Annotated in this window: 17 protein-coding genes; 12 read left to right on the forward strand and 5 right to left on the reverse strand. The window is 65.1% G+C overall.

Annotation, left to right across the window (positions count from 1 at the left end; translation table 11 throughout):
• Positions 1-38 precede the first annotated feature (38 nt).
• Positions 39-770, reverse strand: coding sequence for a hypothetical protein (locus tag EAX62_RS16760; RefSeq protein ID WP_158600684.1), 732 nt, complete (start codon positions 768-770; stop codon positions 39-41).
• Between the two features lie 342 nt (positions 771-1,112).
• Between EAX62_RS16760 and rplJ the strand changes: the two genes are divergently transcribed.
• The 11 genes from rplJ (at position 1,113) to tuf (ending at position 19,132) form a co-directional block, all read left to right on the forward strand.
• Positions 1,113-1,742, forward strand: coding sequence for a 50S ribosomal protein L10 (gene rplJ, locus EAX62_RS13785; RefSeq protein WP_121902304.1), 630 nt, complete (start codon positions 1,113-1,115; stop codon positions 1,740-1,742).
• A 47-nt stretch (positions 1,743-1,789) separates the two neighbouring features.
• The gene (rplL, locus tag EAX62_RS13790; RefSeq protein ID WP_121902305.1) at positions 1,790-2,176 is read left to right on the forward strand and encodes a 50S ribosomal protein L7/L12; all 387 of its coding nucleotides are present in this window, start codon (positions 1,790-1,792) and stop codon (positions 2,174-2,176) included.
• A gap of 353 nt (positions 2,177-2,529) precedes the next feature.
• A complete protein-coding gene (gene rpoB / locus EAX62_RS13795) occupies positions 2,530-6,003 on the forward strand; it encodes a DNA-directed RNA polymerase subunit beta (protein WP_158600685.1) in 3,474 nt (1,157 codons plus the stop codon).
• Between the two features lie 138 nt (positions 6,004-6,141).
• Positions 6,142-10,080 (forward strand): DNA-directed RNA polymerase subunit beta', encoded by a 3,939-nt coding sequence (locus EAX62_RS13800; protein WP_121902307.1) that lies wholly within the window; start codon positions 6,142-6,144, stop codon positions 10,078-10,080.
• Positions 10,081-10,357: 277 nt separating this feature from the next.
• Entirely contained in the window at positions 10,358-11,494 is a 1,137-nt protein-coding gene (gene chvE, locus EAX62_RS13805) for a multiple monosaccharide ABC transporter substrate-binding protein (protein ID WP_121902308.1), read from the forward strand.
• Positions 11,495-11,572: 78 nt separating this feature from the next.
• Entirely contained in the window at positions 11,573-13,102 is a 1,530-nt protein-coding gene (mmsA, locus tag EAX62_RS13810; RefSeq protein WP_121902309.1) for a multiple monosaccharide ABC transporter ATP-binding protein, read from the forward strand.
• 4 nt (positions 13,103-13,106) lie between these two features.
• Positions 13,107-14,318: a multiple monosaccharide ABC transporter permease gene (mmsB, locus tag EAX62_RS13815; RefSeq protein WP_121902310.1), complete on the forward strand. Its 1,212-nt coding sequence runs from the start codon at positions 13,107-13,109 to the stop codon at positions 14,316-14,318.
• Between the two features lie 325 nt (positions 14,319-14,643).
• Positions 14,644-15,015: a 30S ribosomal protein S12 gene (rpsL, locus tag EAX62_RS13820; protein ID WP_121902311.1), complete on the forward strand. Its 372-nt coding sequence runs from the start codon at positions 14,644-14,646 to the stop codon at positions 15,013-15,015.
• Complete coding sequence (gene rpsG, locus EAX62_RS13825; protein ID WP_121902312.1) at positions 15,015-15,485, forward strand: 30S ribosomal protein S7; 471 nt, start codon at positions 15,015-15,017, stop codon at positions 15,483-15,485. Before rpsL ends, rpsG begins: the two co-directional genes overlap by 1 nt.
• Before the next feature lie 84 nt (positions 15,486-15,569).
• On the forward strand, positions 15,570-17,660 hold the full coding sequence (fusA, locus tag EAX62_RS13830) for an elongation factor G (protein ID WP_121902313.1): 2,091 nt from the start codon (positions 15,570-15,572) through the stop codon (positions 17,658-17,660).
• A 272-nt stretch (positions 17,661-17,932) separates the two neighbouring features.
• Entirely contained in the window at positions 17,933-19,132 is a 1,200-nt protein-coding gene (gene tuf, locus EAX62_RS13835) for an elongation factor Tu (protein ID WP_121902314.1), read from the forward strand.
• Positions 19,133-19,346: 214 nt separating this feature from the next.
• Here the strand turns inward: tuf and EAX62_RS13840 are convergent, their stop codons facing one another.
• Positions 19,347-21,035 (reverse strand): glutamine--tRNA ligase/YqeY domain fusion protein, encoded by a 1,689-nt coding sequence (locus EAX62_RS13840; RefSeq protein ID WP_121902315.1) that lies wholly within the window; start codon positions 21,033-21,035, stop codon positions 19,347-19,349.
• Between the two features lie 76 nt (positions 21,036-21,111).
• Positions 21,112-21,708 carry a DUF4112 domain-containing protein gene (locus tag EAX62_RS13845; protein WP_121902316.1) on the reverse strand — a complete coding sequence of 199 codons (597 nt, stop codon included), beginning with the start codon at positions 21,706-21,708 and terminating at the stop codon, positions 21,112-21,114.
• A gap of 144 nt (positions 21,709-21,852) precedes the next feature.
• On the opposite strand from EAX62_RS13845, the gene gltX reads away from it, so the two are divergent.
• Positions 21,853-23,250 carry a glutamate--tRNA ligase gene (gltX, locus tag EAX62_RS13850; RefSeq protein WP_233557990.1) on the forward strand — a complete coding sequence of 466 codons (1,398 nt, stop codon included), beginning with the start codon at positions 21,853-21,855 and terminating at the stop codon, positions 23,248-23,250.
• 54 nt (positions 23,251-23,304) lie between these two features.
• Here the strand turns inward: gltX and EAX62_RS13855 are convergent, their stop codons facing one another.
• Positions 23,305-24,270 (reverse strand): glutathione S-transferase family protein, encoded by a 966-nt coding sequence (locus EAX62_RS13855; protein WP_121902318.1) that lies wholly within the window; start codon positions 24,268-24,270, stop codon positions 23,305-23,307.
• Positions 24,271-24,275: 5 nt separating this feature from the next.
• Entirely contained in the window at positions 24,276-24,935 is a 660-nt protein-coding gene (locus EAX62_RS13860) for a hypothetical protein (protein ID WP_147454109.1), read from the reverse strand.
• Positions 24,936-25,150: the final 215 nt, after the last annotated feature.

Consider the following 25,150-nt stretch of genomic DNA (forward strand, 5'->3'; position numbering starts at 1 on the left):
CGCGGACGGGGCGCATCGGTGTCAGCCCGGCGGCCCACTCAGTGGAACTGCCACACCGCGCGATCGCCGAAACCGTTCTCGTAGACGAGGTTGGCGTAGTCGCTCTCGGCGGAGAGGTAGTCGAAGGTCAGATAGCCGCGTGCGCACTCGCCCACGGCGTAGTCGGCATCGGAGGGGAACGCCGGCTCGTAGCCGCCCTGCTGTGGCTTCTGGACGTTGCCTTCCGCATCCTGCAGCGACCATGGGTCGGAGCTGATGCGCACTGTGTCGTCACCCTCGAGCGCCAGGGTGGCGCACACCTCCACGAGCAGTCCAGCCTTGCCCTCGATCATGGGGGCGTCCTGGTTGGCGTCATCCTGCAGCACTTCGGCGGTGAAGTGCTCGAATGTCGCCTTGCCCTGCCACATCATTGTCTGAGGCGAGACGGGGGACGCCACGGGCGTGGTGTTGCCGGCGGTGGCGGTGGCCACGGGGCTGGCGGCAGCGGTGGCGGGGATGGTGGAGGCTGGCGCACTGGCGGCGGCCGTCGTCGCGGGTACGGGACTCGGGGCCGCCGTCGTGGGCGGGGCCGTTGTCGCCGTGGGGGATTGCGAGGGCGTCTGCGCTGTGGGGGAGGCGCTGGGTGGTGGGGTGGGGGAGGGCTCCACGGTGGGCGCGGGGCGGCCCCAGATGAGGAACGCGATGAGGGCAGCCACTCCCACGAGTGCGATGCTGAGCGCGGCGATGGCCACGTGCATGGGGTTGCGGCGCCTGGGCTCGGGCTCGCTCATCTGTTCCTCCTGGGGTCGTGAGTCCCCGAACCTATCGGAGACCTGCCGGCGTGGACGATCGCGGTGGGTCTGCGTGTGCAGTTCCCCTTGCCCGTGCGCTTCCCCCGGGCGATTTGGATCCGGGGCGTGCAGCACATTAGAGTTCCCACTACCGAAGACCGCAGGTGATAGACGTCTTGATGCCCCTCAAAGGGGCACCCGCGCAGGTGATCGCTCGAGCTGCTACTCATGCCCCGCGCCCACCGGCGACGGGGCATTTTGTCTCCCACCAGACGTGAATCGGTGCCGGAACCCTCCATCCAGGACGGGATCCGGCGATACACGAGAAGGAAAGGAGACCCAATGGCGAGGCCGGACAAAGCCGCCAAGGTCGCAGAGTTCGCTGAAGCATTCAGCAGCTCCGCTGCCACGGTGCTGACCGACTACCGCGGTCTCACCGTCAAGGATCTGCAGAATCTGCGTCGATCCCTCGGTGAGAACGCCACCTACGCCGTTGCGAAGAACACCCTTGCCGCGATTGCCGCCAAGGAAGCCGGGATCGAGGGCGTCGAAGACACCCTCGTCGGTCCCACGGCCATCGCGTTCATCTCTGGAGACGTTGCAACCGTCGCCAAGAGCTTGCGTGACTTCGCAAAGGCCAACCCCGCCCTGGTCATCAAGGGCGGCGTCATGGACGGCAAGTTCCTTGACGCCACGGCTGTGCTCAAGCTCGCGGATCTCGAATCCCGCGAAGTTCTGCTCAGCAAGATGGCAGGCGCCCTTCTGGCCAACCTGTCCAGGGCCGCTTACATGCTCGCCGCTCCGCTGGCCCAGGGCGCACGCGTCCTCGGTGCACTGGAGACCGCCGCGCAGGCCGACCCCTCTCTCATCGGCGGCGCCGGTGCAGCAGAGACGGCCACGACTGACGTCGCCGATGGTGACGCCCCCGCCGCAGAGGCGGACACCGAAGAAGCAGCAGCAGCTGCGGAATGATCCGTTGCAGCTCGCGCTGCTGACGATTTACCGAAAGGAACACCATTATGGCGAAGCTCAGCCACGACGAACTTCTTGATGCCTTCAAGGAAATGACCCTCATCGAACTCTCCGAGTTCGTGAAGCTGTTCGAGGATGCCTTCGGCGTCACCGCAGCCGCTCCCGTTGCCGCCGCTGCCGCCCCGGCCGCAGCCGGCGAAGCCGCCGAGGAGGAGGAGGTCAGCGACAAGGTTGACGTCATCCTCACCGCCGGTGGCGACAAGAAGATCGCCGTCATCAAGGAAGTCCGCGCGCTCACCTCGCTCGGCCTGAAGGAGGCCAAGGACCTCGTCGAGGGCGCTCCGAAGGCTGTCCTGGAGCAGGTCGACAAGGAGACCGCGGCCAAGGCCAAGGAGGCCCTCGAGGCCGCCGGCGGCTCCGTCGAGCTCAAGTGACCCTGAGTCACTGACTCACCTGACGAAGCGGCCCATCCCCATGCGGGGGTGGGCCGCTTTGTGCTCCGGGGGGGCGAGCGTGGAGGTGAGTGCGGCGGGTTGGTCAGTGGCAGGATCGGGTCCCACGGCGTGTCGGGGGCCCCGGGGCTTGGGATCCGGGTAGTCGTGGCTATGATGACGGCAGATCAACGACGATCGATCCCACGCCTCCGGTGACCCCGGAATCGTTTGGCGGTTGCTCCGGCATGCCCTATAGTGGTTTTTTGCCCTGCTATGCACTGAAGCCCGTGATTTGACACGGGCCTCTTGCCATGCGGAGAACCAGCTTATCGCGTTCTTGGAAGGACCGAATCTTGGCCGCCTCGCGCTCTGCGTCGAAGAACACCAATGTCGTCTCGCCCAGTGGACGGATCTCGTTCGCGAAGATCCCAGAACCTCTCGAGGTTCCCAACCTTCTGGACCTGCAGATTGACTCCTACAACTGGCTGATTGGCAACGAGGATTGGCAACGCGACGTCAAGGAGCGGCTGGATGCCGGCCGCACCGACGTCAATACCCGCTCGGGTCTGGAGGAGATCTTCGAGGAGATCTCACCCATCGAGGACTTCAACGAGACGATGTCGCTGTCATTCCGCGACCACCGTTTCGAGGAGCCGAAGCACACCATCGAGGAGTGCAAGGACCGCGACACCACCTATGCTGCACCCCTGTTCGTCACCGCCGAGTTCGTGAACAACGACACCGGCGAGATCAAGAGCCAGACCGTCTTCATCGGCGACTTCCCGCTCATGACCGACAAGGGCACCTTCATCGTGAACGGCACGGAGCGCGTCGTCGTGTCGCAGCTCGTCCGTTCCCCGGGTGTCTACTTCGAGCAGACCCCTGACAAGACGTCCGACAAGGACATTTTCTCCACCAAGATCATTCCGTCGCGCGGTGCGTGGCTGGAGTTCGAGATCGACAAGCGCGACATGGTGTTCGTGCGTCTGGACCGCAAGCGCAAGCAGAACGTCACCGTCCTGCTGAAGGCGCTCGGCTGGAGCGAGGAGAAGATCCTCGAGGAGTTCGGCCAGTACGAGTCGATGCGCCTCACGCTCGAGAAGGACTCGGTCAAGACCCAGGACGAGGCGCTCCTCGACATCTACCGCAAGCTGCGCCCTGGCGAGCCCCCGGCACGTGACGCGGCGCAGGCGCTGTTGGAGAACTACTACTTCAACCCCAAGCGCTATGACCTGGCCAAGGTTGGTCGCTACAAGATCAACAAGAAGCTCGGCCTGGAGTTGCCGTTCAACAAGCAGGTGCTGACCGTCGAGGACATCGTCGCCGCCATCCGCTACATCGTGGCACTGCACGAGCACCTCGACGACCTCGACGGCGTCATGGTGGAAGCCGACGACATTGACCACTTCGGCAACCGTCGCCTCCGCACCGTGGGCGAGCTGATCCAGAACCAGCTCCGCACCGGCCTCGGCCGCATGGAGCGTGTGGTCCGCGACCGCATGACCACGCAGGACATCGAGGCGATCACTCCGCAGACGCTCATCAACATCCGGCCCGTGACGGCGGCGTTGAAGGAGTTCTTCGGAACCTCCCAGCTGTCGCAGTTCATGGACCAGAACAACCCGCTGGCCGGCCTCACGCACAAGCGTCGCCTCTCAGCGCTGGGCCCCGGCGGTCTCTCCCGCGACCGCGCCGGCATGGAAGTCCGAGACGTCCACTCGTCGCACTACGGCCGCATGTGCCCCATCGAAACCCCTGAAGGCCCGAACATCGGCCTCATCGGTTCGCTGGCGTCCTTCGCCCGGGTGAACGCGTTCGGCTTCATCGAGACGCCCTACCGCAAGGTCGTCGACGGCCACGTCACCGATGAGATCCAGTACATGACGGCCGACGAGGAGGATCGCTACGCGATCGCCCAGGCCAATGCCGCCATGGACGACCAGGGTCGCCTCACTGAGGACCGCGTGCTGGTCCGCATCAAGCACGGCGACGCCGACACCGTTCCGGTCGAGGAAGTCGATTACATGGACGTGTCCCCGCGACAGATGGTGTCCGTGGCCACCGCGCTGATCCCGTTCCTCGAGCACGACGATGCATCGCGTGCCCTCATGGGTGCCAACATGCAGCGTCAGGCCGTCCCGCTGGTCGCGAACGAATCCCCGTTCGTGGGCACCGGCATGGAATACCGCGCCGCTGTCGACGTCGGCGACGTCACGCTGGCCAAGAAGCCGGGTGTGGTCCAGTCCGTGGCCGCAGACCTCATCGAGATCGCGAACGACGACGGCACCTACATCACCTACAAGCTGGACAAGTTCGTCCGCTCCAATGCAGGCACGTGCATCAACCAGCGTCCGCTGGTTGCAGGTGGCGAGCGTGTCGAGGTGGGCACGCCGCTCGCCGACGGCCCCTGCACGGAGAAGGGTGAGCTGGCCCTCGGGAAGAACCTCCTCGTGGCATTCATGCCATGGGAGGGCCTCAACTACGAGGACGCCATCATCCTGAGCCAGCGGATCGTGCAGGACGACGTCCTCACCTCGATCCACATCCAGGAGCACGAGGTCGACGCCCGCGACACCAAGCTCGGTGCCGAGGAAATCACCCGCGACATCCCCAACATCTCCGACGAGATGCTGGCCGACCTCGACGAGCGCGGCATCATCCGCATCGGCGCAGAGGTCTCTGCGGGCGACATCCTGGTGGGCAAGGTCACGCCGAAGGGCGAGACCGAGCTGACCCCGGAGGAGCGCCTCCTGCGCGCCATCTTCGGCGAGAAGGCCCGTGAGGTGCGCGACACGTCACTCAAGGTGCCCCACGGCGAGAGCGGCACCGTCATCGGAGTCCGCGTCTTCGACTCCGCCGAGGACGACGACCTGCCCCCCGGCGTCAATCAGCTGGTCCGCGTCCACGTGGCCCAGAAGCGCAAGATCTCCGACGGTGACAAGCTCGCCGGACGCCACGGCAACAAGGGCGTCATCTCGAAGATCCTGCCCGTGGAGGACATGCCCTTCATGGAGGACGGCACGCCCGTCGACATCGTCTTGAACCCGCTGGGCGTTCCGTCGCGAATGAACGTCGGCCAGGTGTTGGAGAACCACCTCGGGTGGGTCGCCAAGACCGGGTGGGACGTCACCGGTGTCAAGGAAGCCTGGGCGGAGCGCCTCGTTGACGTCGGCCTCGGCCGTGTTGAGGGTGACTCCAAGCTCGCGACCCCCGTCTTCGACGGCGCTGGGGAGAACGAGATCACGGGTCTGCTCGAGAACACGCTGCCGACGCGCGACAACGTGCGCCTCATTGACGCCAGCGGCAAGGCCAGCCTCTTCGATGGTCGCTCCGGCGAGCCGTTCCCGGAGAAGGTGGGCGTCGGCTACATGTACATGCTGAAGTTGCACCACCTCGTGGACGACAAGATCCACGCCCGTTCCACCGGTCCGTACTCCATGATCACGCAGCAGCCGCTGGGTGGTAAGGCACAGTTCGGTGGCCAGCGATTCGGTGAGATGGAGGTGTGGGCACTCGAGGCCTATGGCGCAGCCTGGGCACTGCAGGAGCTCCTCACCATCAAGTCCGACGACGTGCCTGGTCGCGTCAAGGTCTACGAGGCCATCGTCAAGGGCGAGAACATCCCCGAGCCCGGTATCCCCGAGTCGTTCAAGGTGCTCGTGAAGGAGATGAAGTCCCTCTGCCTGAACGTGGAGGTGCTCTCCGACGACGGACGAGTGATCGACCTGCGTGACTCCGAGGAGGACCTCCGGTCCGCCGAGGACTTCGGCATCGACCTGGGCCGCCGCCCCGGTGGTGACCACTTCATGGACGTCGGTGAAGTTTGAGCCCACGGGGGCAGTGCCCCCGTGTACCCCCGGCGGGCGTCGCATGCGACATGAAGCCGGGGGACTCCGTCCCCTCAACGACACAAGACTTATGAATCACCGCGACAGCGCATACGGCGCGGGAGAGAGAGAATCAACGTGCTGGACGTGAACTTCTACGACGAACTGCGGATTGGCCTGGCGAGCGCCGACCAGATTCGCGAATGGTCCCATGGCGAGGTCAAGAAGCCTGAGACCATCAACTACCGCACCCTCAAGCCCGAGCGCGACGGCCTCTTCTGCGAGAAGATCTTCGGCCCCACCCGGGACTGGGAGTGCTACTGCGGCAAGTACAAGCGTGTCCGCTTCAAGGGCATCATCTGTGAGCGCTGTGGCGTCGAGGTCACCCGTAGCAACGTGCGCCGTGAGCGCATGGGCCACGTGGAGCTCGCCGCACCGGTGACCCACATCTGGTACTTCAAGGGTGTCCCCAGCCGCCTCGGCTACCTGTTGGACATTGCCCCGAAGGACCTTGAGAAGGTCATCTACTTCGCCGCGCACATGATCACGGCCGTCGACGACGAGGCGCGTCACCGCGACCTGTCGTCGCTGCAGGCCAAGGTCGAGGTGGAGACCAAGCAGGTCGCGCAGCGTCGCGACGCCGACATCGAGGCACGCACCCGCAAGCTCGAGGAGGACCTCGCGCAACTGGAGGCCGAGGGCGCCAAAGCGGACATGAAGCGTCGCGTCCGCGACGGTGCCGAGAAGGAGATGACGCAGCTCCGCACCAGGACGCAGCGCCAGCTCGACCGCATCCAGGAGGTGTGGGACCGCTTCAAGACGCTGAAGGTCCAGGACCTCGAGGGTGATGAGATCCTCTACCGCGAGATGACGAAGCGCTTCGGCAAGTACTTCGAGGGCTACATGGGTGCCGAGGCGATCCAGCGTCGCCTCCGGACCTTCGACCTGGCCGCCGAGCAGGCTTCGCTTCGCGAGACCATCGCCACCGGCAAGGGCCAGCGCAAGACCCGCGCCCTCAAGCGGCTCAAGGTCGTGGCGGCGTTCCTCAGCGGTGGCAACGACCCCGCCGGCATGGTGCTGGACGCCGTCCCGGTCATCCCGCCGGACCTGCGCCCCATGGTGCAGCTCGACGGTGGCCGCTTCGCCACCTCCGACCTGAACGACCTCTACCGTCGCGTCATCAACCGGAACAACCGCCTGAAGCGCCTGCTTGACCTCGGTGCACCCGAGATCATCGTGAACAACGAGAAGCGCATGCTGCAGGAGGCCGTCGACTCCCTGTTCGACAACGGTCGTCGTGGTCGCCCGGTGACGGGCCCCGGCAACCGGCCCCTGAAGTCCATCTCGGACATGCTGAAGGGCAAGCAGGGTCGGTTCCGCCAGAACCTTCTGGGCAAGCGCGTCGACTACTCGGGACGTTCCGTCATCGTGGTGGGACCGCAGCTGAAACTGCACCAGTGTGGTCTGCCGAAGGCCATGGCGCTCGAGCTGTTCAAGCCGTTCGTCATGAAGCGCCTCGACGACCTCAACCACGCCCAGAACATCAAGGCCGCCAAGCGCATGGTCGAGCGCCAGCGCCCCGTGGTGTGGGATGTCCTCGAAGAGGTCATCCAGGAGCACCCGGTCCTGCTGAACCGTGCACCCACCCTGCACCGCCTCGGCATCCAGGCGTTCGAGCCGCAGCTCATCGAGGGCAAGGCCATCCAGATCCACCCGCTCGTCTGCACCGCGTTCAACGCAGACTTCGACGGTGACCAGATGGCCGTGCACCTGCCGCTGAGCGCGGAGGCGCAGGCTGAAGCCCGCATCCTGATGTTGTCCACCAACAACATCCTGAAGCCGGCAGATGGCCGTCCCGTGACCATGCCCACCCAGGACATGATCATCGGCACGTACTTCCTAACCACCGAGCGCGGCGACGCTGGTGCAGGCAGGGCGTTCTCGTCCCTGTCCGAGGCCGTCATGGCCTTCGACCGTGGCGATCTGGCCGTGGGTGCGCGCATCAAGCTGCGTCTGACCAACGTTGTCCCGGCTGGGCTGCAGCCCCGCCACGACGGCTCGTTCCTGGTGGAGACCACCCTGGGACGTGCACTCTTCAACGAGGCACTTCCTGAGGACTTCGGCTTCATCAACGAGGTCGTCGGCAAGAAGGTGCTCGGGCGGATCGTCAACGAACTGGCCGAGAGCTACCCGAAGATCGTGGTGGCCCACACCCTGGACAACCTGAAGGACCTGGGTTTCCACTGGGCAACCCGCTCCGGTGTGACGGTGTCCATCTCGGACGTCCAGACCCCGCCCAACAAGGCGGAGATCCTGGCCGGCTACGAGGAGCGTGCCACCAAGGTGGACAAGCTCTACGAGCGTGGATCCGTGACGGAGGATGAGCGTCGACAGGAGCTCATCGACATCTGGAACGACGCCACCGCTGAGCTGACGCAGGCGATGAAGGACAACTTCACCACCGACAACCCCATCTTCATGATGGTCGACTCCGGTGCACGAGGCAACATGACGCAGATGCGTCAGATTGCCGCCATGCGAGGGCTGGTGGCCAACCCGAAGGGCGACATCATCGCCCGACCGATCAAGTCGAACTTCCGCGAGGGCCTGTCCGTTCTGGAGTACTTCATCTCCACGCACGGTGGCCGCAAGGGGCAGGCCGACACGGCTCTGCGTACCGCCGACTCGGGGTACCTGACCCGTCGACTCGTCGACGTGTCCCAGGACGTCATCATTCGGGAAGAGGACTGCGGCACTGAGCGTGGCCTCGTGAAGACCATCGCCACGTGGCGCAAGCCGGGTAAGGATGCCTCCGGGAAGCCGATCTCGGAAAAGGTGGAGCCTCTCACCGAGGGCGCCACCGCCGAGATGGTCGTTGACGTCGAGACTGCCGTGTACGCACGGACCCTCGCCGTGGACGCGGTCGACTCCGACGGCACCGTCCTGGTGAAGGCCGGTACCGACCTGGGCGACGCCCACATCGACACCCTTATCGCGGCCGGCATCACGGAGGTCAAGGTCCGCTCGGTCCTGACCTGCGAGGCGACGACCGGGACCTGCGCCCTGTGCTACGGCCGTTCACTGGCCACCGGCCTGCTCGTGGACGTGGGTGAGGCCGTCGGTATCGTGGCCGCCCAGTCCATCGGCGAGCCCGGCACCCAGCTGACGATGCGTACCTTCCACACCGGTGGTGTGGCAGGGGACGACATCACGCAGGGCCTGCCGCGCGTGGTCGAGCTCTTCGAGGCCCGCCAGCCCAAGGGCAAGGCCCCCATCGCTGAGGCCGACGGTGTCGTGCGCATCGAGGACGGCGACCGCAGCCGCAAGATCGTCATCGTCCGCGATGACGGCGGCGAGGACCTGGAGTACCCCGTGGGTCGTCGTACACGGCTGGAGTTCGAGGATGCCAACGGCGTCCGCTACTCCGTTCGGGACGGCGCACGCGTGGTGCTGGGGCAGCAGCTCACCGCCGGTCAGGTGGACCCGCAGGACGTCCTGCGGATCCGCGGTCTCCGGAGGGTGCAGGAGCACCTGGTGGACGAGGTCCAGCGTGTGTACCGCACGCAGGGTGCCCCGATCCACGACAAGCACATCGAGATCATCGTGCGCCAGATGCTCCGTCGCGTGACGGTCATCGACTCCGGCGACACCACGATGATGCCGGGTGAGCTCGTGGACCGTCAGGGCTACGAGGCTGCCAACCGCAAGTCGCTCAACGAGGGCGGACAGCCCGGCGAGGGTCGTCCCGTGCTCATGGGCATCACGAAGGCCTCCCTGGCCACCGACTCGTGGCTCTCGGCCGCCTCCTTCCAGGAGACGACCAAGGTGCTCACCGACGCCGCCATCCAGGGCAAGAGCGATTCGCTCATCGGCCTCAAGGAGAACGTCATCCTGGGCAAGCTGATCCCGGCCGGAACCGGCCTGGAGAGGTACCGCAACATCCGGGTGGAGCCCACCGAGGACGCGCGGGCCACGGCCTACACGATGAGCTATGACCCGTACGACTACTCCTTCGGGAGCGAGGCCAGCGGGCCGGGTGTGCCGCTGGACGACATCGACTTCGGCGAGATGCGCTGACTGCGCAGCTCACCTGAGTGACAACCCACGACGGGGAGTCGGGCACACCGCCCGGCTCCCCGTTGTGCATGCCCAGAGGTGGCCAAAGGCCCTCGCGCGGCGAATCGTTATCAATTCGCAACCCATTCCGCGGGTGTTTCGTTTGTGGATCCACTCGTGGCGTAGGTCTAATGGGGTCGTCCGACCGGAAGTCGACCCCCACGTGGAGGTCGAGGGGGGGAGGGCAATAGGATCCAGTAATGCCGCATTGGTGCGGCCAGTCACAAGGAGATTTTGAATGGACCGCAGGCAATTTCTGGTCGGGCTCAGTGCAGCCGGCGTCATCGGCGCAGCCGCCCTCGCAGGGTGCAGCAACAACGACACCACGACTCCCACGGACGGCGAGTCGCCCGGTGGCGGCGACGGTGCAGGTGCGCTCGTCGGTGTGCTCATGCCCACCAAGACGTCGCAGCGTTGGATCGATGACGGCAACAACGTCAAGAAGGCGCTGGAGGACAAGGGCTACAAGGTCGACCTCCTCTACGCCAACGACGACATCCCCCAGCAGCAGCAGCAGCTCGACGCCGTGCTGGGCAAGAACGCCAAGGCGCTCATCATTGCCTCGATCGACGGTACGACTCTGGCCACCGGGTTGAAGAAGGCCGGTGAGCAGGGCGTCAAGGTCATCGCCTACGACCGACTCATCAACGAAACCCCGAACGTTGACTACTACGTCACCTTCGACAACCAGAACGTCGGCGTGCAGCAGGGCACCTCGCTGCTGCAGGGCCTCGGTGTCTTCGACGCAGAGGGCAAGGAGACCGACAAGAAGGGTCCCTTCAACGTCGAGATCTTCTCCGGCGCAGTCACCGACAACAACTCGCAGTTCTTCTACAACGGCGCCATGAGTGTCATCCAGAAGTACATCGACTCCGGTGTCCTGAAGGTCCAGTCCGGTCAGACGACGCTGGAGCAGACCGCGACCCCGTACTGGAAGCAGGAAGAGGCCCAGAAGCGTTGCGACGCCATCCTGGGTGGCTTCTACGCACAGGGCGAGAAGATGGACGGCGCACTGTGCGCCTACGACGGTCTCTCGCGCGGTGTGCTCACCTCCATCCAGGGTGCGGGCGCCCCGGTCCCGATCATCACCGGCCAGGACGCAGAAGTGCCGTCCTGCAAGCTGATCCTTGATGGCGACCAGTACTCCACCATCCTCAAGGACACCCGTGAGCTCGCCGCCAAGGCCGTCGACATGGTCGACGCCGTGCTGCAGGGCAAGGAGCCCGAGGTGAACGACACGAAGACCTACGACAACAAGGTCAAGGTCGTTCCCGCGTTCCTCCTGGAATCCGTTGTCGTAACCAAGGACAACCTCATGGAAGTTGTGGTTGACTCCGGGTACTACACCAAGGAGCAGGTCGAGTCAGGCAAGTAGGTCCCGACCGGAAGAAGGGGGCTGGGACCGTCAGGTTCCGGCCCCTTCTTCTGACACTCCCTATACGAAGGCGGAATCGTGAACGATCACATCCTGGAGATGCGCAGCATCACCAAGACCTTCCCGGGCGTCAAAGCGCTCTCCGACGTGACCATTCAGGTTGAGCGGGGAGAGGTTCACGCCATCTGCGGCGAGAACGGTGCGGGCAAGTCCACACTCATGAAGGTCCTCTCGGGCGTCTACCCGCACGGGGACTACGAGGGTCAGATCATCCTGGAAGGCGAGGAGGTCACCTTCGGCAGTATCCGGGATTCGGAGAAGGCCGGCGTCGTCATCATCCACCAGGAGTTGGCGCTCAGCCCCTACCTCTCCATCGCCGAGAACATCTTCCTCGGCAACGAACGCAAGTCCGGTCTCCTCATCGACTGGAACGCCACCAACGTGCAGGCGGCGGAGCTGCTGCGGCGCGTGGGTCTGCGGGAGAACCCCGCCACCAAGATCATGGACATCGGCGTCGGCAAACAGCAGTTGGTCGAGATCGCGAAGGCCATGAGCAAGGACGTCAAACTGCTCATCCTCGACGAGCCCACTGCCGCCCTGAATGACGAGGACTCCGCGCACCTGCTGGACCTGATCCGCGGCCTGCGTGACCAGGGTGTCACCTGCATCATCATCAGCCACAAGCTCAACGAGATCCGCGCCATCGCCAATCACGTCACCGTGATCCGCGACGGTCAGGTCATCGAAACCCTGGACCTTCAGTCAGGGGAGGTGTCCGAGGACCGGATCATCAAGGGGATGGTGGGTCGAGAACTCACCAATCGGTACCCCGAACGGGAGTCCCACATCGGTGCGGAAGTCCTTCGTATCGAGAACTGGACCGTCCACCACCCCCAGCAGCACGACCGCGTTGTCGTCGACCATGCCAACGTTGTTGTCCGCGCCGGTGAGGTCGTCGGCATCGCCGGCCTGATGGGTGCCGGCCGCACGGAACTGGCCATGAGCGTTTTCGGGCACAGCTACGGCTCCAACATCTCCGGGCAGCTCTACCTGGATGGGAACCCCATCGAGGCCAAGAGCACCGGTGCCGCGATCCGTCACGGCATCGCGTACGCCACGGAGGACCGCAAGAAGTACGGTCTCAACCTCATCGAGGACATCAAGCGCAACATCTCGCTCGCGGGACTGCCGAAACTCGCCCCGAACGGATGGGTGGACGGCAACAGGGAAACGGTCGTCGCCAACGACTACCGTCGCTCCATGCGGATCAAGGCCCCCAGCGTGGCTGTCAAGACCGGGACACTCTCCGGTGGCAACCAGCAGAAGGTGGTCCTGAGCAAGTGGATGTTCACGGAACCTGAAGTGCTGATCCTCGATGAGCCCACACGTGGCATCGACGTGGGCGCCAAGTTCGAGATCTACGGCATCATCAACCAGCTCGTTGACGCCGGCAAGGCCGTCATCGTCATCAGTTCGGAGTTGCCGGAACTCCTCGGTATCTGCGACCGCATCTACACCCTCGCCGAAGGCCGCATCACCGGCGACTTCCCCGTGGCCGACGCCACGCCGGAAACCCTCATTCGTTACATGACCCTCGAGAAGGACTGAGAAGATGTCGACAGAGACGACAGCGCCCATCAAGAAGGCGCGTGAGAAGGGGATTGTCTCCTACCTCATGTCACAGTTGCGGACCGTGGGTCTGCTCGTGGCCTTCCTTGTCCTCCTCGCCCTCATGCAGTTCCTGACCGACGGCTCGCTGCTCACCCCGCAGAACATCACGTCGGTCCTCAACGGGAACTCCTACATCCTGATCCTTGCCATCGGCATGGTGATGGTGATCATCGCCGGGCACATCGACTTGTCGGTGGGCTCCGTCGTGGCCCTCATTGGTGCCGTGACGGGTGTCATCACCGTCACCTGGGGGCTTCCATGGTGGGTCGCCGTCATCGGCGGTCTGTTCATCGGCTGCGTCGTCGGTGCCTGGCAGGGTATATGGGTGGCCTATGTGGGGATTCCCGCGTTCATCGTGACGCTCGGCGGCATGCTGACGTTCCGGGGTCTGGCGCAGATCACCCTGGGCAACATCCCCATCACGCCGTTCCCGGACTCCTATGTCGCCATCGGTGCCGGGTTCCTCCCGCGTATGGGGGAGCGTGGTGTGGGCGTCGACCCCATCACGATGGCCATCGGTGCGATCGTGGCGGCAGTGCTGGTGGTCCTTGAGGTCCGTGAGCGCATGGGCCGGCAGAAGCTCGGGCTTGAGCAGGAGCCGCAGGCCTGGTTCATCGTGCGCGCCGCGGTGACGGCCGCGTTCATTCTCCTGGTCGCGTGGCAGCTGTCCCAGTACGCCGGCATCCCCATCATCGTGGTGGTCCTCGGTGTGCTCGTGGCGATCTACACCACCGTGATGAACCGCTCCGTCTTCGGGCGCAGCGTTTATGCCCGCGGTGGCAACCTCACCGCGGCGAAGCTCTCGGGCATCAACACCAAGAAGATTGACTTCCTGCTGTTCGTCAACAACGGTTTCATTGGCGCCATTGCGGGCATCGCCTTCACTGCACGCTCCAACTCGGCCGGCCCCAACGCCGGCAACATGTTCGAGCTGGACGCCATCGCGGCGTGCTTCATCGGTGGAGCGGCCGTCACCGGCGGCGTCGGCACGGTCATCGGCGCCATGCTCGGTGGTCTCATCATGGCCACGCTGAACTTCGGCATGTACCTGATGGGGCTGGGCAGCGACGTGCAGCAGTTCATCAAGGGCCTCGTCCTGCTGGCCGCCGTCGCCTTCGACGTGTTCAACAAGTCGCGCGGTGTGCGCAACTGATACCGCCCGCTCATCTTCGCCACGACGGCGGGGTGCCCTCCGGGGCATCCCGCCGTTGTGCTGTCCGGGGTGGGGGACAGCACGCGGTTTTGACCGAGCGGTGGGCGCGAGGTAATCTTGGCAACTGTGTCCGCACTCGCGGGCATTGTGTGCGTGCCTGGCAGGATCCGCGAGCCTTATTCGTTGCGAAGAGTTCGGGATGTTCTCCGAGTCCGCACGGCAGCCAGCAGCACCAGGTGAGTGGAAACGGTGACCCGCTAGCCCAGTTCTACGGCTGCCCGCCCAAGGATTAGCAAATCCAGACAACGAAAGTGATGCCAACAAGGTGCCAACGATTCAGCAGCTGGTCCGAAAGGGTCGGTCCGACAAAACGTCCACGAGCAATACGCCCGCGCTCAAGGGTTCGCCCCAGCGCCGTGGCGTGTGCACGCGTGTGTACACCACCACGCCCAAGAAGCCGAACTCTGCCCTGCGCAAGGTCGCGCGTGTGCGACTGAGCTCCGGCATTGAAGTCACCGCCTACATCCCTGGTGTCGGCCACAACCTGCAGGAGCACTCGATGGTGCTGGTGCGCGGAGGCCGGGTCAAGGACCTGCCCGGTGTCCGATACAAGATCGTCCGCGGCTCCCTCGACACCCAGGGTGTCAAGGGCCGCAAGCAGGCTCGTAGCCGCTACGGCGCCAAGAAGGAGAAGTAATGCCTCGCAAGGGTCCAGCGCCGAAGCGCCCCATCATCATTGATCCCGTCTACGGCTCCACGCTGGTTTCCCAGCTGGTCAGCAAGATCCTGGTCGACGGCAAGAAGACCGTCGCCCAGGGCATCGTGTACGAGGCTCTCGAAGGTACGCGCACCAAGACCGGCACCGATCCCGTGCAGACGCTCAAGCGTGCACTGGACAACGTCAAGCCCTCCGTCGAGGTGAAGTCCCGCCGCGTCGGTGGCGCCACCTACCAGGTGCCCATCGAGGTCAAGCCCGGCCGTCAGACCACGCTGGCCCTGCGCTGGCTGGTCAGCTTCTCCCGCGCACGTCGCGAGAAGACGATGACCGAGCGTCTCCAGAACGAGATCCTCGATGCTTCCAACGGCCTCGGTGCCGCCGTGAAGCGTCGCGAGGACACCCACAAGATGGCTGAGGCCAACCGCGCCTTCGCGCATTACCGCTGGTGATTGTGCCGCCCCCGAACCCCGTCAGGGGTTTGGGGGCGCCTCACCTTCCATTACTTTTTGCAAGAACAAGAATAAGGATTACCAGTGGCGAACATCGACCTGACCAAGGTCCGCAATATCGGCATCATGGCCCACATCGATGCCGGTAAGACCACCACGACCGAGCGCATCCTCTTCTACACCGGCAAGAACTACAAAATCGGTGAAGTGCACGATGGCGGCGCCACGATGGACTGGATGGAGCAGGAGCAGGAGCGCGGCATCACCATCACGTCCGCCGCCACCACGTGCTTCTGGCACGACTACCTCATCAACATCATCGACACCCCCGGTCACGTTGACTTCACCGTCGAGGTGGAGCGTTCGCTCCGCGTCCTCGACGGCGCCGTCGCAGTGTTCGACGGTGTCGCCGGTGTCGAGCCGCAGACCCAGACGGTGTGGCGACAGGCCACCAAGTACGGCGTCCCGCGCATCTGCTACGTCAACAAGCTCGACCGCACGGGTGCGTCGTTCGACTTCTGCGTCCGTACCATTCGCGAGCGCCTCAACACCACTGCTGTGGTGCTGCAGCTGCCGATCGGTTCCGAGGGCGACTTCGTCGGTGTCATCGACCTGGTGCAGATGCGTGCCCTGACGTGGCACGGCGAAACCGAGATCGGCGAGGACTACGACGTCGAGGAGATCCCCGCGGACCTGCTGGACAAGGCGTTGGCGGCCCGTGCCGAGATGCTGGAGAAGGTCTCCGAGATTGACGACGATCTCATGGAGATGTACCTCGAGGGCGAGGAGCCGAACGTCGAGCAGTTGAAGGCCGGCATCCGCAAGGGTGTGCTGAACAACCACTTCACTGCGGTCGTTTGCGGCAGCTCGTTCAAGAACAAGGGCGTGCAGCCCCTGCTCGACGCGGTCATCGACTACCTGCCGTCCCCCATGGACGTTCCCGCCATCGCCGGCTTCAAGCCGGGCAACGAGTCCGTTGTCATGGAGCGGCACCCGTCCAACGACGAGCCGCTGTCGATCCTTGCGTTCAAGGTGGCAGCTGACCCGCACCTGGGCAAGCTGACGTTCATCCGCGTGTACTCCGGTGTTCTCACCGCTGGTTCCTCGGTGCTCAACACCACCAAGGGCAAGAAGGAGCGCATCGGCAAGATCTACCAGATGCACGCCAACAAGCGCGAGGAGATCGACTCCATCGGCGCCGGCATGATCTGCGCAGTGATGGGTCTCAAGGACACCACCACCGGTGAGACCTTGTCCGACCCGAGCAACCCGATCGTTCTCGAGTCCATGACCTTCCCCGCACCCGTCATCGAACAGGCCATCGAGCCGAAGACGAAGTCGGACCAGGAGAAGCTCGGCCTGGCCATTCAGCGCCTCGCCGAGGAGGACCCCACCTTCCGCGTCCACACCGACGAGGAAACCGGTCAGACGATCATCGCCGGCATGGGCGAGCTGCACCTCGAGGTGCTCATCGACCGCATGCGTCGCGAGTTCAAGGTGGAAGCCAACATCGGCAAGCCCCAGGTGGCCTACCGCGAAACGCTTCGCAAGGCTGTCGAAAAGGTGGAGTACACCCACAAGAAGCAGTCCGGTGGTTCCGGCCAGTACGCCCGCGTCATCGTCAGCCTTGAGCCGACGGAGCCGGGCACGGGCTACGAGTTCGTCAACGGTGTCACCGGTGGTCGCATCCCGCGTGAGTACATCCCGGCAGTGGACGCCGGCATCAAGGACGCCATGCAGTTCGGTGTCCTCGCCGGTTACCCCGTGGAAGACATCAAGGTCACCCTGACCGATGGTGCCTACCACGACGTCGACTCCTCGGAGCTCGCGTTCAAGCTGGCCGGGTCCATGGTCTTCAAGGAGGCCGCACGTCGCGCCGACCCCGCCATCCTGGAGCCGGTCATGGCCGTCGAGGTCACCACGCCGGAGGACTACCTGGGCACCGTCATCGGTGACCTGAACTCCCGTCGTGGCCAGATGCAGTCGATGGACGAGGCCCACGGCAACCGTGTGGTCAAGGCACTCGTGCCGTTGTCCGAGATGTTCGGCTACGTCGGTGACCTGCGCTCCAAGACGTCCGGCCAGGCGTCGTACTCCATGGAGTTCGATTCCTACGCCGAGACGCCGCGCAGCGTCTCCGAAGAAATCGTCGCCAAGGCACGCGGCGGCGAGTGACACATGGGGCCTCGGCCCCGTGTGACCGCCCGCTCACCTCGCGTGAGCGATGATGGTTATGAGCAGTTTCGACCGGGCGCCACCTCTCAGGTGGCGCCCGGTCGTTTTTTCGTGTTTGATGGGGGGATCATGCGTGCTGAGAAGTCGTCTCGGTTTGACTATGGCGGATTCCTGCACAAGACTGGTGAGGTTCCCTGTGCCCGGATATCAGGGAAGACCCAAAAACATGTTTGCCTCGCAAGGTGCGGGGTGGAATCCCAGAAGGAGCCCACGTGGCAAAGGCCAAGTTTGAGCGGACCAAGCCGCACTGCAACATCGGCACCATCGGACACGTCGACCACGGCAAGACCACTCTCACCGCGGCGATCACGAAGGTGCTGCATGACGCGTACCCCACTCTGAACGCTGTCTCGGCGTTCGACACGATCGACAAGGCGCCCGAAGAGCGTCAGCGCGGTATCACCATCTCCATCTCGCACGTCGAGTACCAGACGGAGAAGCGTCACTACGCGCACGTCGACTGCCCCGGGCACGCTGACTACGTCAAGAACATGATCACCGGTGCAGCCCAGATGGACGGCGCGATCCTGGTCGTGGCCGCCACCGACGGCCCGATGGCCCAGACGCACGAGCACATCCTGCTCGCCCGTCAGGTGGGTGTCCCCGCGATTGTCGTCGCCCTGAACAAGTGCGACATGATCTCGGAAGAGGACGCTGACCTCATCGAGCTGGTCGAGATGGAGCTCCGCGAGATCCTGGAAGCCCAGGGCTTCGATGGTGAGAACCTCCCGATCGTCCGCGTTGCCGCCTACCCGGCGCTGCAGGGCGATGAGAAGTGGGGCAAGACCATCCTCGAGCTCATGGATGCCGTGGATGAGTCCATCCCGCAGCCCGAGCGCGACACCGAGAAGCCCTTCCTCATGCCCGTTGAGGACGTCTTCACGATCACCGGTCGTGGAACCGTCATCACCGGCCGCATCGAGCGCGGCATCGTCAAGACCGGCGAAACCGTTGACATCATTGGCATCCGCGAAGCCAAGCAGACCAGCACCGTCACCGGTGTCGAGATGTTCCGCAAGATCCTCGACGAGGGTCGCGCTGGCGAGAACGTCGGCCTGCTGCTGCGCGGCACCAAGAAGGAAGACGTCGAGCGCGGCATGGTCATCATCAAGCCGGGGTCGGCCACGCCGCACACCGACTTCGAGGCCAACGTCTACGTGCTGAACAAGGAAGAGGGTGGCCGTCACAAGCCGTTCTTCTCCAACTACTCCCCGCAGTTCTACTTCCGCACCACCGACGTGACCGGTGTCGTTCAGCTCCCCGAGGGCACCGACATGGTCATGCCCGGCGACAACACGGAAATGACTGTCCACCTCAACAAGCCCATCGCCATGGAGGAGAACCTCAAGTTCGCCATCCGTGAGGGCGGCCGCACCGTCGGCGCCGGCAACGTCGTCAAGATCCTCAAGTGATCTGACACCACGTCACACAGGAAGGCCCGCACCCATCAAGGGTGCGGGCCTTCCTGCGTCCTGACGGCCGGGGCCGTTCAACTCCTGGGGGAGGAAGAGGAGTCACCAGCTGAAGGCGTGCGACCCGAGGAGAACGTCCGGCGTCCAGAAAGTTGAACGACGAAGCCACGCGCGCTCACACAGCCAGCCACACAGCCGGCTGGAGAGCCAGCCGTCAGCCCTTGCGCTTCTGGATGGCGGCCCATTCGTCGCGCAATCCCACGGTGCGGTGGAAAAGACCCGGCTGGTCCGGGTCGACGGCGAAGTAGCCGAGCCTCTCGAACTGCACGACCTCGCCGGGGGTGGCGTCCGCGAGCGCCGCCTCGAGGCGGCAGGCAGTCAGCAGTTCCCGCGAATCGGGGTTCAGGTCATCAAGGGCCTCACCTGTGCGCTCGCCCGGGGCCTCGGCTGTGAAGAGGCGGCCGTAGAGCGCGGCTGTCCCGTCGACGGCGTGGTGGGCAGAGACCCAGTGCATGGTCGACTTCACCTTGCGGCCGTCCGCTGCGGTCCCGCCCTTGCTGGCGGGATCGTAGGTGGCGTGCACCGTCACGACGTTGCCGTCGTCGTCCTTGTCCACGGTGGTGGCGGTCACGAGGTAGGCGCCGCGGAGGCGCACTTCACGGCCGGGGGAGAGCCGGAAGTACTTGGGGGGAGGGACCTCGGCGAAGTCCTCCTGTTCGATCCACAACTCGCCGCTGAACGCCACCTGGCGGGTGCCGTCCTCTTCGCGTTCCGGGTTGTTGGCCACCTCGAAGTACTCCACCACGGGGTTGCCGTCGGCGTCGCTGGGCCAGTTGTCCAGCACGAGCCGCAGGGGGTGCAGAACAGCCATGCGACGCTGCGCGCGGACGTTGTGGACCTTGCGGACATAGGACTCCAGCGCCTCGATGGAGTGGCGGCTGTTCGTGCGGGTGGTGCCCACCTCGCGGCAGAAGCTACGGATGGCCTCGGCGGGGTAGCCACGACGGCGCAGGCCGCTCAGCGTCGGCATGCGGGCGTCGTCCCACCCGTCCACCACGCCGTCGGCCACCAAGCGGGCCAGCCGCCGCTTGGAGGTGACGGTGTGGGTGAGTTCCAGCCGCGCGAACTCGATCTGCTTGGGCGGTGCCTGCTCCAGCTCCAGGTGCGACAGGAACCACTCGTAGAGAGGACGGTGGGTCTCGAACTCCAGCGTGCAGATGGAGTGCGTGACACCCTCGATGGCGTCGCTCTGCCCGTGGGCCCAGTCGTAGGTGGGGTAGATGGCCCACGTGTCGCCGGTGCGGTGGTGGGACATGTTGCGGATGCGATACATGATGGGGTCGCGCAGCTGCATGTTCTCGTGCTGCATGTCGATACGTGCGCGCAGCACGCGGGAGCCGTCGGGGAACTTGCCCGCACGCATGCCCCGGAAGATTTCGAGGCTCTCCTCGGGGGAGCGGTCACGGAAGGGGCTCTCGATGCCCGGCTTGCCGTACCCACCGCGACCCGCGGAAATGGTCTCGCTGTCCTGCTCGTCCACGTAGGCCAGGCCGCGGCTGATGAAGTCCTCGGCCCAGGTGTACAACTGTTCGAAGTAGTCCGACGCGTGGCACACCTCGGCGGGCTCGTAACCCAGCCACGCGATGTCGCCCACGATGGAGTCGACGAACGCCTCCTCCTCCGTTTCAGGGTTCGTGTCGTCGAGGCGGAGGTAACAGGTTCCCCCGAAGTCCTGCGCCGTGCCGAAGTCGACGACGATGGCCTTGGCGTGGCCGATGTGGAGGAAGCCGTTTGGCTCGGGTGGGAACCGGGTCTGGACACGTCCGCCATGGGTGCCGCGTTCGATGTCACCGGCGACGATGTCGGAGATGAAATTGGAGGGCGTGGTCCCAGCTTCGGTCATGGGCCACAAGTTAGCATGCAGACGACGATGGCCCGGCGATGGGCCGACGGCGTCGCGACGTCGCCGGGGTCATGTCTCAGCCGCCCGTGACAGCCCTGTCGAGCCACAGCAGCAGAGCCACGGGAACGGCGACGATCACGGCCAGGACGACGAGAACCATCGCGAGGATGCCGATCCAGTACCAGAGGGTCCTTCTTCGGACCTGATCCCGGTCGGCGATGGTGCGCTCCAGAAGCGTGAAGTTCTTGTGGTTGGAGCGATAGGCCGCGTCGAAGAAGGCGCCGATGAAGGGCACGAGGCCGAGGAGCCAGTCGATCACGTAGTTGCCCACCATGCGCGCCACGACAGGGACGGGGGTGCGGAGACGCACGGCGTCCACGAGGATCACCGTCCCCATCACGGCGCCCACCGCGGTGCCCGCGAAGGGTATGAGGGTCACGATCGGGTCGACGCCGAAGCGGATCCTCGTGCCCGGGACACGGATCAGATCGTCCAGCACCCAGGCGATGGTTCGGGACACCCGTGCAGGGGAGCCCGGTGGGAGGGGCAGGAGCGTCGATGGCAGGCCGTCAGCGTCCACGGGTGCACCCGGAACGCGCCCCTCCAGGGCCTCCCGGGCCAGCCGCCGGGCCCGATGCAGCGACGACGTGTCGGGGTCAGGGGCATCGTTCATGACCCAAGGATGCCAGCACCAGGGCGTCAGGTCGGTCCCTGCACGACCGGTAGGGTTGGGCGCACTATGAGCGACTCCCTCACACCTGCCCGCACCCGTGTCGCGCCGTCCCCGACGGGCGACCCCCACGTCGGTACCGCCTTCATGGCCCTGTTCGACCTGGCATGGGCCCGCAAGACGGGTGGCTCGTTCATCCTGCGCATCGAGGACACCGACCGTGCACGGCTGGTGGAGGGTAGCGAGCAGAACATCTTCGACTCGCTCGACTGGCTGGGCCTGAGCCCCGACGAGGGACCCAACAAGGGTGGCGGTCACGGCCCCTACCGTCAGTCGGAGCGGCTGGAGACCTACAGACCCTTCGTGGACAAGCTGCTGGCCGACGGCCACGCATACCACTGCTGGTGTTCCGCCGACCGGCTGAAGGAAGTGCGGGAGGAGCAGGCCCGTACCAAGCAGGCGAACACCGGCTATGACCGGCTGTGCCACGGCAGGACACGTGAGGAGCGGGCCGAACTGCCCGGGTTCGCGGAGCATCCCGTGGTCCGCATGCTGGTGCCCGACGACGCCCCCACACACTTCACCGACATCATCCGCGGCACCGTCAACGCACCGCACCCTGACGATCAGGTCATCCTCAAGGCCGACGGATTCCCCACCTACCACCTGGCCGTCGTCGTCGACGACCACCTCATGGGCATCACCACCGTGGTGCGGGGGGAGGAGTGGATCAGCTCCACACCCAAGCACCTGCTGCTGCACGAATGGTTGGGCTTCGACCTGCCGCAGTTCGCGCACATGCCACTGCTGCGGAACACGGACAAGTCCAAGATCTCCAAGCGCAAGAACCCCGCCGCCCGTCTCCTGTGGTTCAAGGAACAGGGGTACCTGCCGGAGGCCGTCCGCAACTTCCTGCAGCTGCTGGGCTACCCGCCGGCGTCCGACGACGCCGAGGTGTCCACGTTCGACGAGTTCGTCGCGGACTTCTCCTGGGACAAGGTCAACACCGTCGGCCCCGTTTTCGACCTCAAGAAGCTCGACTGGCTGAACGGCCACTACATCCGCAACCTCACGGCCGACGATCTGGCGGACCGGATCGTCGCCCACGCCATCGATGCCGGGCAGCTGCCCGCCGACTTCAACCCTTCGCACGTGGCCATGCTGCGGGCGGCCGTGCCCATCATCCAGGAGCGTCTGACGTTGCTGGCCGACGCGGTGCCACAGCTGCAATTTCTCTTCACCCACGACGAGGACCTCGTGGTGGCCGCGGACGCGTTCGCGTCCCTGCGTGAGGACGCCGCCGCTGTGCTGGACGCCACCATCGACGTGGTGTCCGGTCTCGACCCCTTCGAGCACGACTCACTGCAGGCCGCGCTGCGCACATCGCTCGTGGAGGGGATGGGTATCAAGCCCAAATTCGCCTTCGCCCCGGCACGGATCGCGGTGACGGGAAGCCGTGTGTCACCGCCGTTGTTCGAGTCCATGGAAATCCTGGGACGTGACTCCAGCCTCCGTCGGCTGAAGGCGCTGCGCGCCGCCCTCTGATCGTGGCTGTGGGACACGCCGCATCCCCCGCTGGGTGCGGCGTGTCCGCTCAGGTCAGCCCTGCGTGTCCCGGCCGTGCGGTGTCATCCAGCCGGACTCATCAGGCCCCTTCGGGACGATCTGCAGCGGGTTCAGGTCCTTGTGCACGATGTAGTAGTGCTGCTTGATCTGCTCGAAGTCGACGGTGTCCCCGAAGCCGGGCGTCTGGAACAGGTCGCGGGCGTAGGCCCACAGCACCGGCATCTCGGTGAGCTTGTTGCGGTTGCACTTGAAGTGGCCGTGGTAGACGGCGTCGAAGCGCACGAGCGTCGTGAACAATCGCACGTCGGCCTCGGTGATCGACTGGCCCATCAGGTAGCGACGCTCACCCAGGCGCGCCTCCAGCCAGTCCAGTGCGGTGAACAGCCGGTCGTAGGCGGCGTCATAGGATTCCTGCGACCCGGCGAAGCCGCACCGGTAGACGCCGTTGTTGACCTCCGTGTAGACCCGCTCCATCACCTCGTCCATCTCGGCACGCAGTTCCTCCGGGTACAGATCCGGTGCGCCGGGCTTGTGGAACTGCCGCCACTGCGTGGAGAAGTCCAGAGTGATCTGGGGGAAGTTGTTGGTGACCACCCCGCCCGTTGCGATGTCGACGATGGCTGGCACCGTGATGCCGCGTGGATAGCCCGGGAAGCGCTTCTCGTAGGCGTCCTTCAGCCGGGGGATGCCGAGGACAGGGTCGACCCCGCCGGGGTCCAGGTCGAACGTCCACGAGTCGGCGTCGTGGGTGGGGCCGCAGACCCCCATGGAGATGGCCTCCCCGATGCCCAGGAGTTCGCGCACGATGATGGAGCGGTGCGCCCACGGGCAGGCCCGCGCCACCACCAGACGGTATCGGCCCGACTCAACGGGGTGATCACCCTCCGCGGACGGCGTCTCGACGATGCGGTCGGTGATGTAGTTGCTGTCGCGTGTGAACTCCTTGCCCTGACTGGAGTACACACCGCCCTTGCCGTGTTCCTGCTGCTCGGTGCTCATGCCCGTCACTCTACGTCTGTGTCGGCCTCGGAAGTATGGAGATCCGGAGCGGTGGGCGTCTGGGCGACGATGCGTGAGCGTGCCGTCCGCACGACATCCGCGACGCAGGTGCCGCCGCCACCGGACAACTCGATCCGTGTGGGCTCCCGTCGTCGCAGCAGTAGCCACGCCAGCAACGCGACGACCGCGGCGACAGGCAGTGCTGCCACGACACTCAGCGGGGGGTGCAGTACTGCCACCCCGAGGACTGCAGCCAGTGTGATGACGATCGTGATGGGCATCCGCCAGGGGAGCCCGGCTCCGGGGTGCATCCAGGTGACGTGTGGGATGGCCACGACGGTGACTGCCCGGCCCGGTAACAGTGACTTCGACTGGGCCCCGATCGGCGTCTCCGCGTCGTCCACCACGACGTTGAGCGCATTGGGCCGGGACGCGCTGGCGTTGACCAGTTGCGCAGTCGCCTCTTCCACGCCGGGGCTGCATCGCACGAGCACGGCGTCGTCCTCGTGGTCGGCCATGACCAGGAGCGACGTGGCGAAGAGGTCGCCCAGGGGTGTGGTGGGGGGGATCCGTTCCCAGAGGGTGAAATGCGCGCGTGCATCCTCGGAAACGCAACCGGTGGGGGTTCCGGAACGTGGGGTGGGGGATTGAGGGGGGTACTCCACGACCACAGGATACGGACTCAGTCGTCGGATGTCTTGATCGGGCTCGGCCAGTGTGAGCGATGAGCGGTGAGAATGCGTGTGGACTCCTGGTGTGGCACGCCGGACGTGCTCCTGTGGTGGCACGCCGGACTTGCCAAGCAGGCCGTGCTTGGGAAGAGTCCGTGGGACAGTAGTGCCGCCACGGCCCAGCGCCGGCCAACGAATTCCCGTCTCAA

Origin of the sequence: Tessaracoccus antarcticus, from assembly GCF_003688855.1 — a bacterium.
Lineage (GTDB): Bacteria > Actinomycetota > Actinomycetes > Propionibacteriales > Propionibacteriaceae > Arachnia > Arachnia antarctica.

What these genes read in the sequence shown, in the direction of transcription:
- EAX62_RS16760 (WP_158600684.1), bottom strand. Translation starts at nt 770, where the DNA reads ATGAGCGAGCCCGAGCCCAGGCGCCGCAACCCCATGCACGTGGCCATC.
- rplJ (WP_121902304.1), top strand. Translation starts at nt 1,113, where the DNA reads ATGGCGAGGCCGGACAAAGCCGCCAAGGTCGCAGAGTTCGCTGAAGCA.
- rplL (WP_121902305.1), top strand. Translation starts at nt 1,790, where the DNA reads ATGGCGAAGCTCAGCCACGACGAACTTCTTGATGCCTTCAAGGAAATG.
- chvE (WP_121902308.1), top strand. Translation starts at nt 10,358, where the DNA reads ATGGACCGCAGGCAATTTCTGGTCGGGCTCAGTGCAGCCGGCGTCATC.
- mmsB (WP_121902310.1), top strand. Translation starts at nt 13,107, where the DNA reads ATGTCGACAGAGACGACAGCGCCCATCAAGAAGGCGCGTGAGAAGGGG.
- rpsG (WP_121902312.1), top strand. Translation starts at nt 15,015, where the DNA reads ATGCCTCGCAAGGGTCCAGCGCCGAAGCGCCCCATCATCATTGATCCC.
- EAX62_RS13840 (WP_121902315.1), bottom strand. Translation starts at nt 21,035, where the DNA reads ATGACCGAAGCTGGGACCACGCCCTCCAATTTCATCTCCGACATCGTC.
- EAX62_RS13845 (WP_121902316.1), bottom strand. Translation starts at nt 21,708, where the DNA reads ATGAACGATGCCCCTGACCCCGACACGTCGTCGCTGCATCGGGCCCGG.
- gltX (WP_233557990.1), top strand. Translation starts at nt 21,853, where the DNA reads ATGGCCCTGTTCGACCTGGCATGGGCCCGCAAGACGGGTGGCTCGTTC.
- EAX62_RS13855 (WP_121902318.1), bottom strand. Translation starts at nt 24,270, where the DNA reads ATGAGCACCGAGCAGCAGGAACACGGCAAGGGCGGTGTGTACTCCAGT.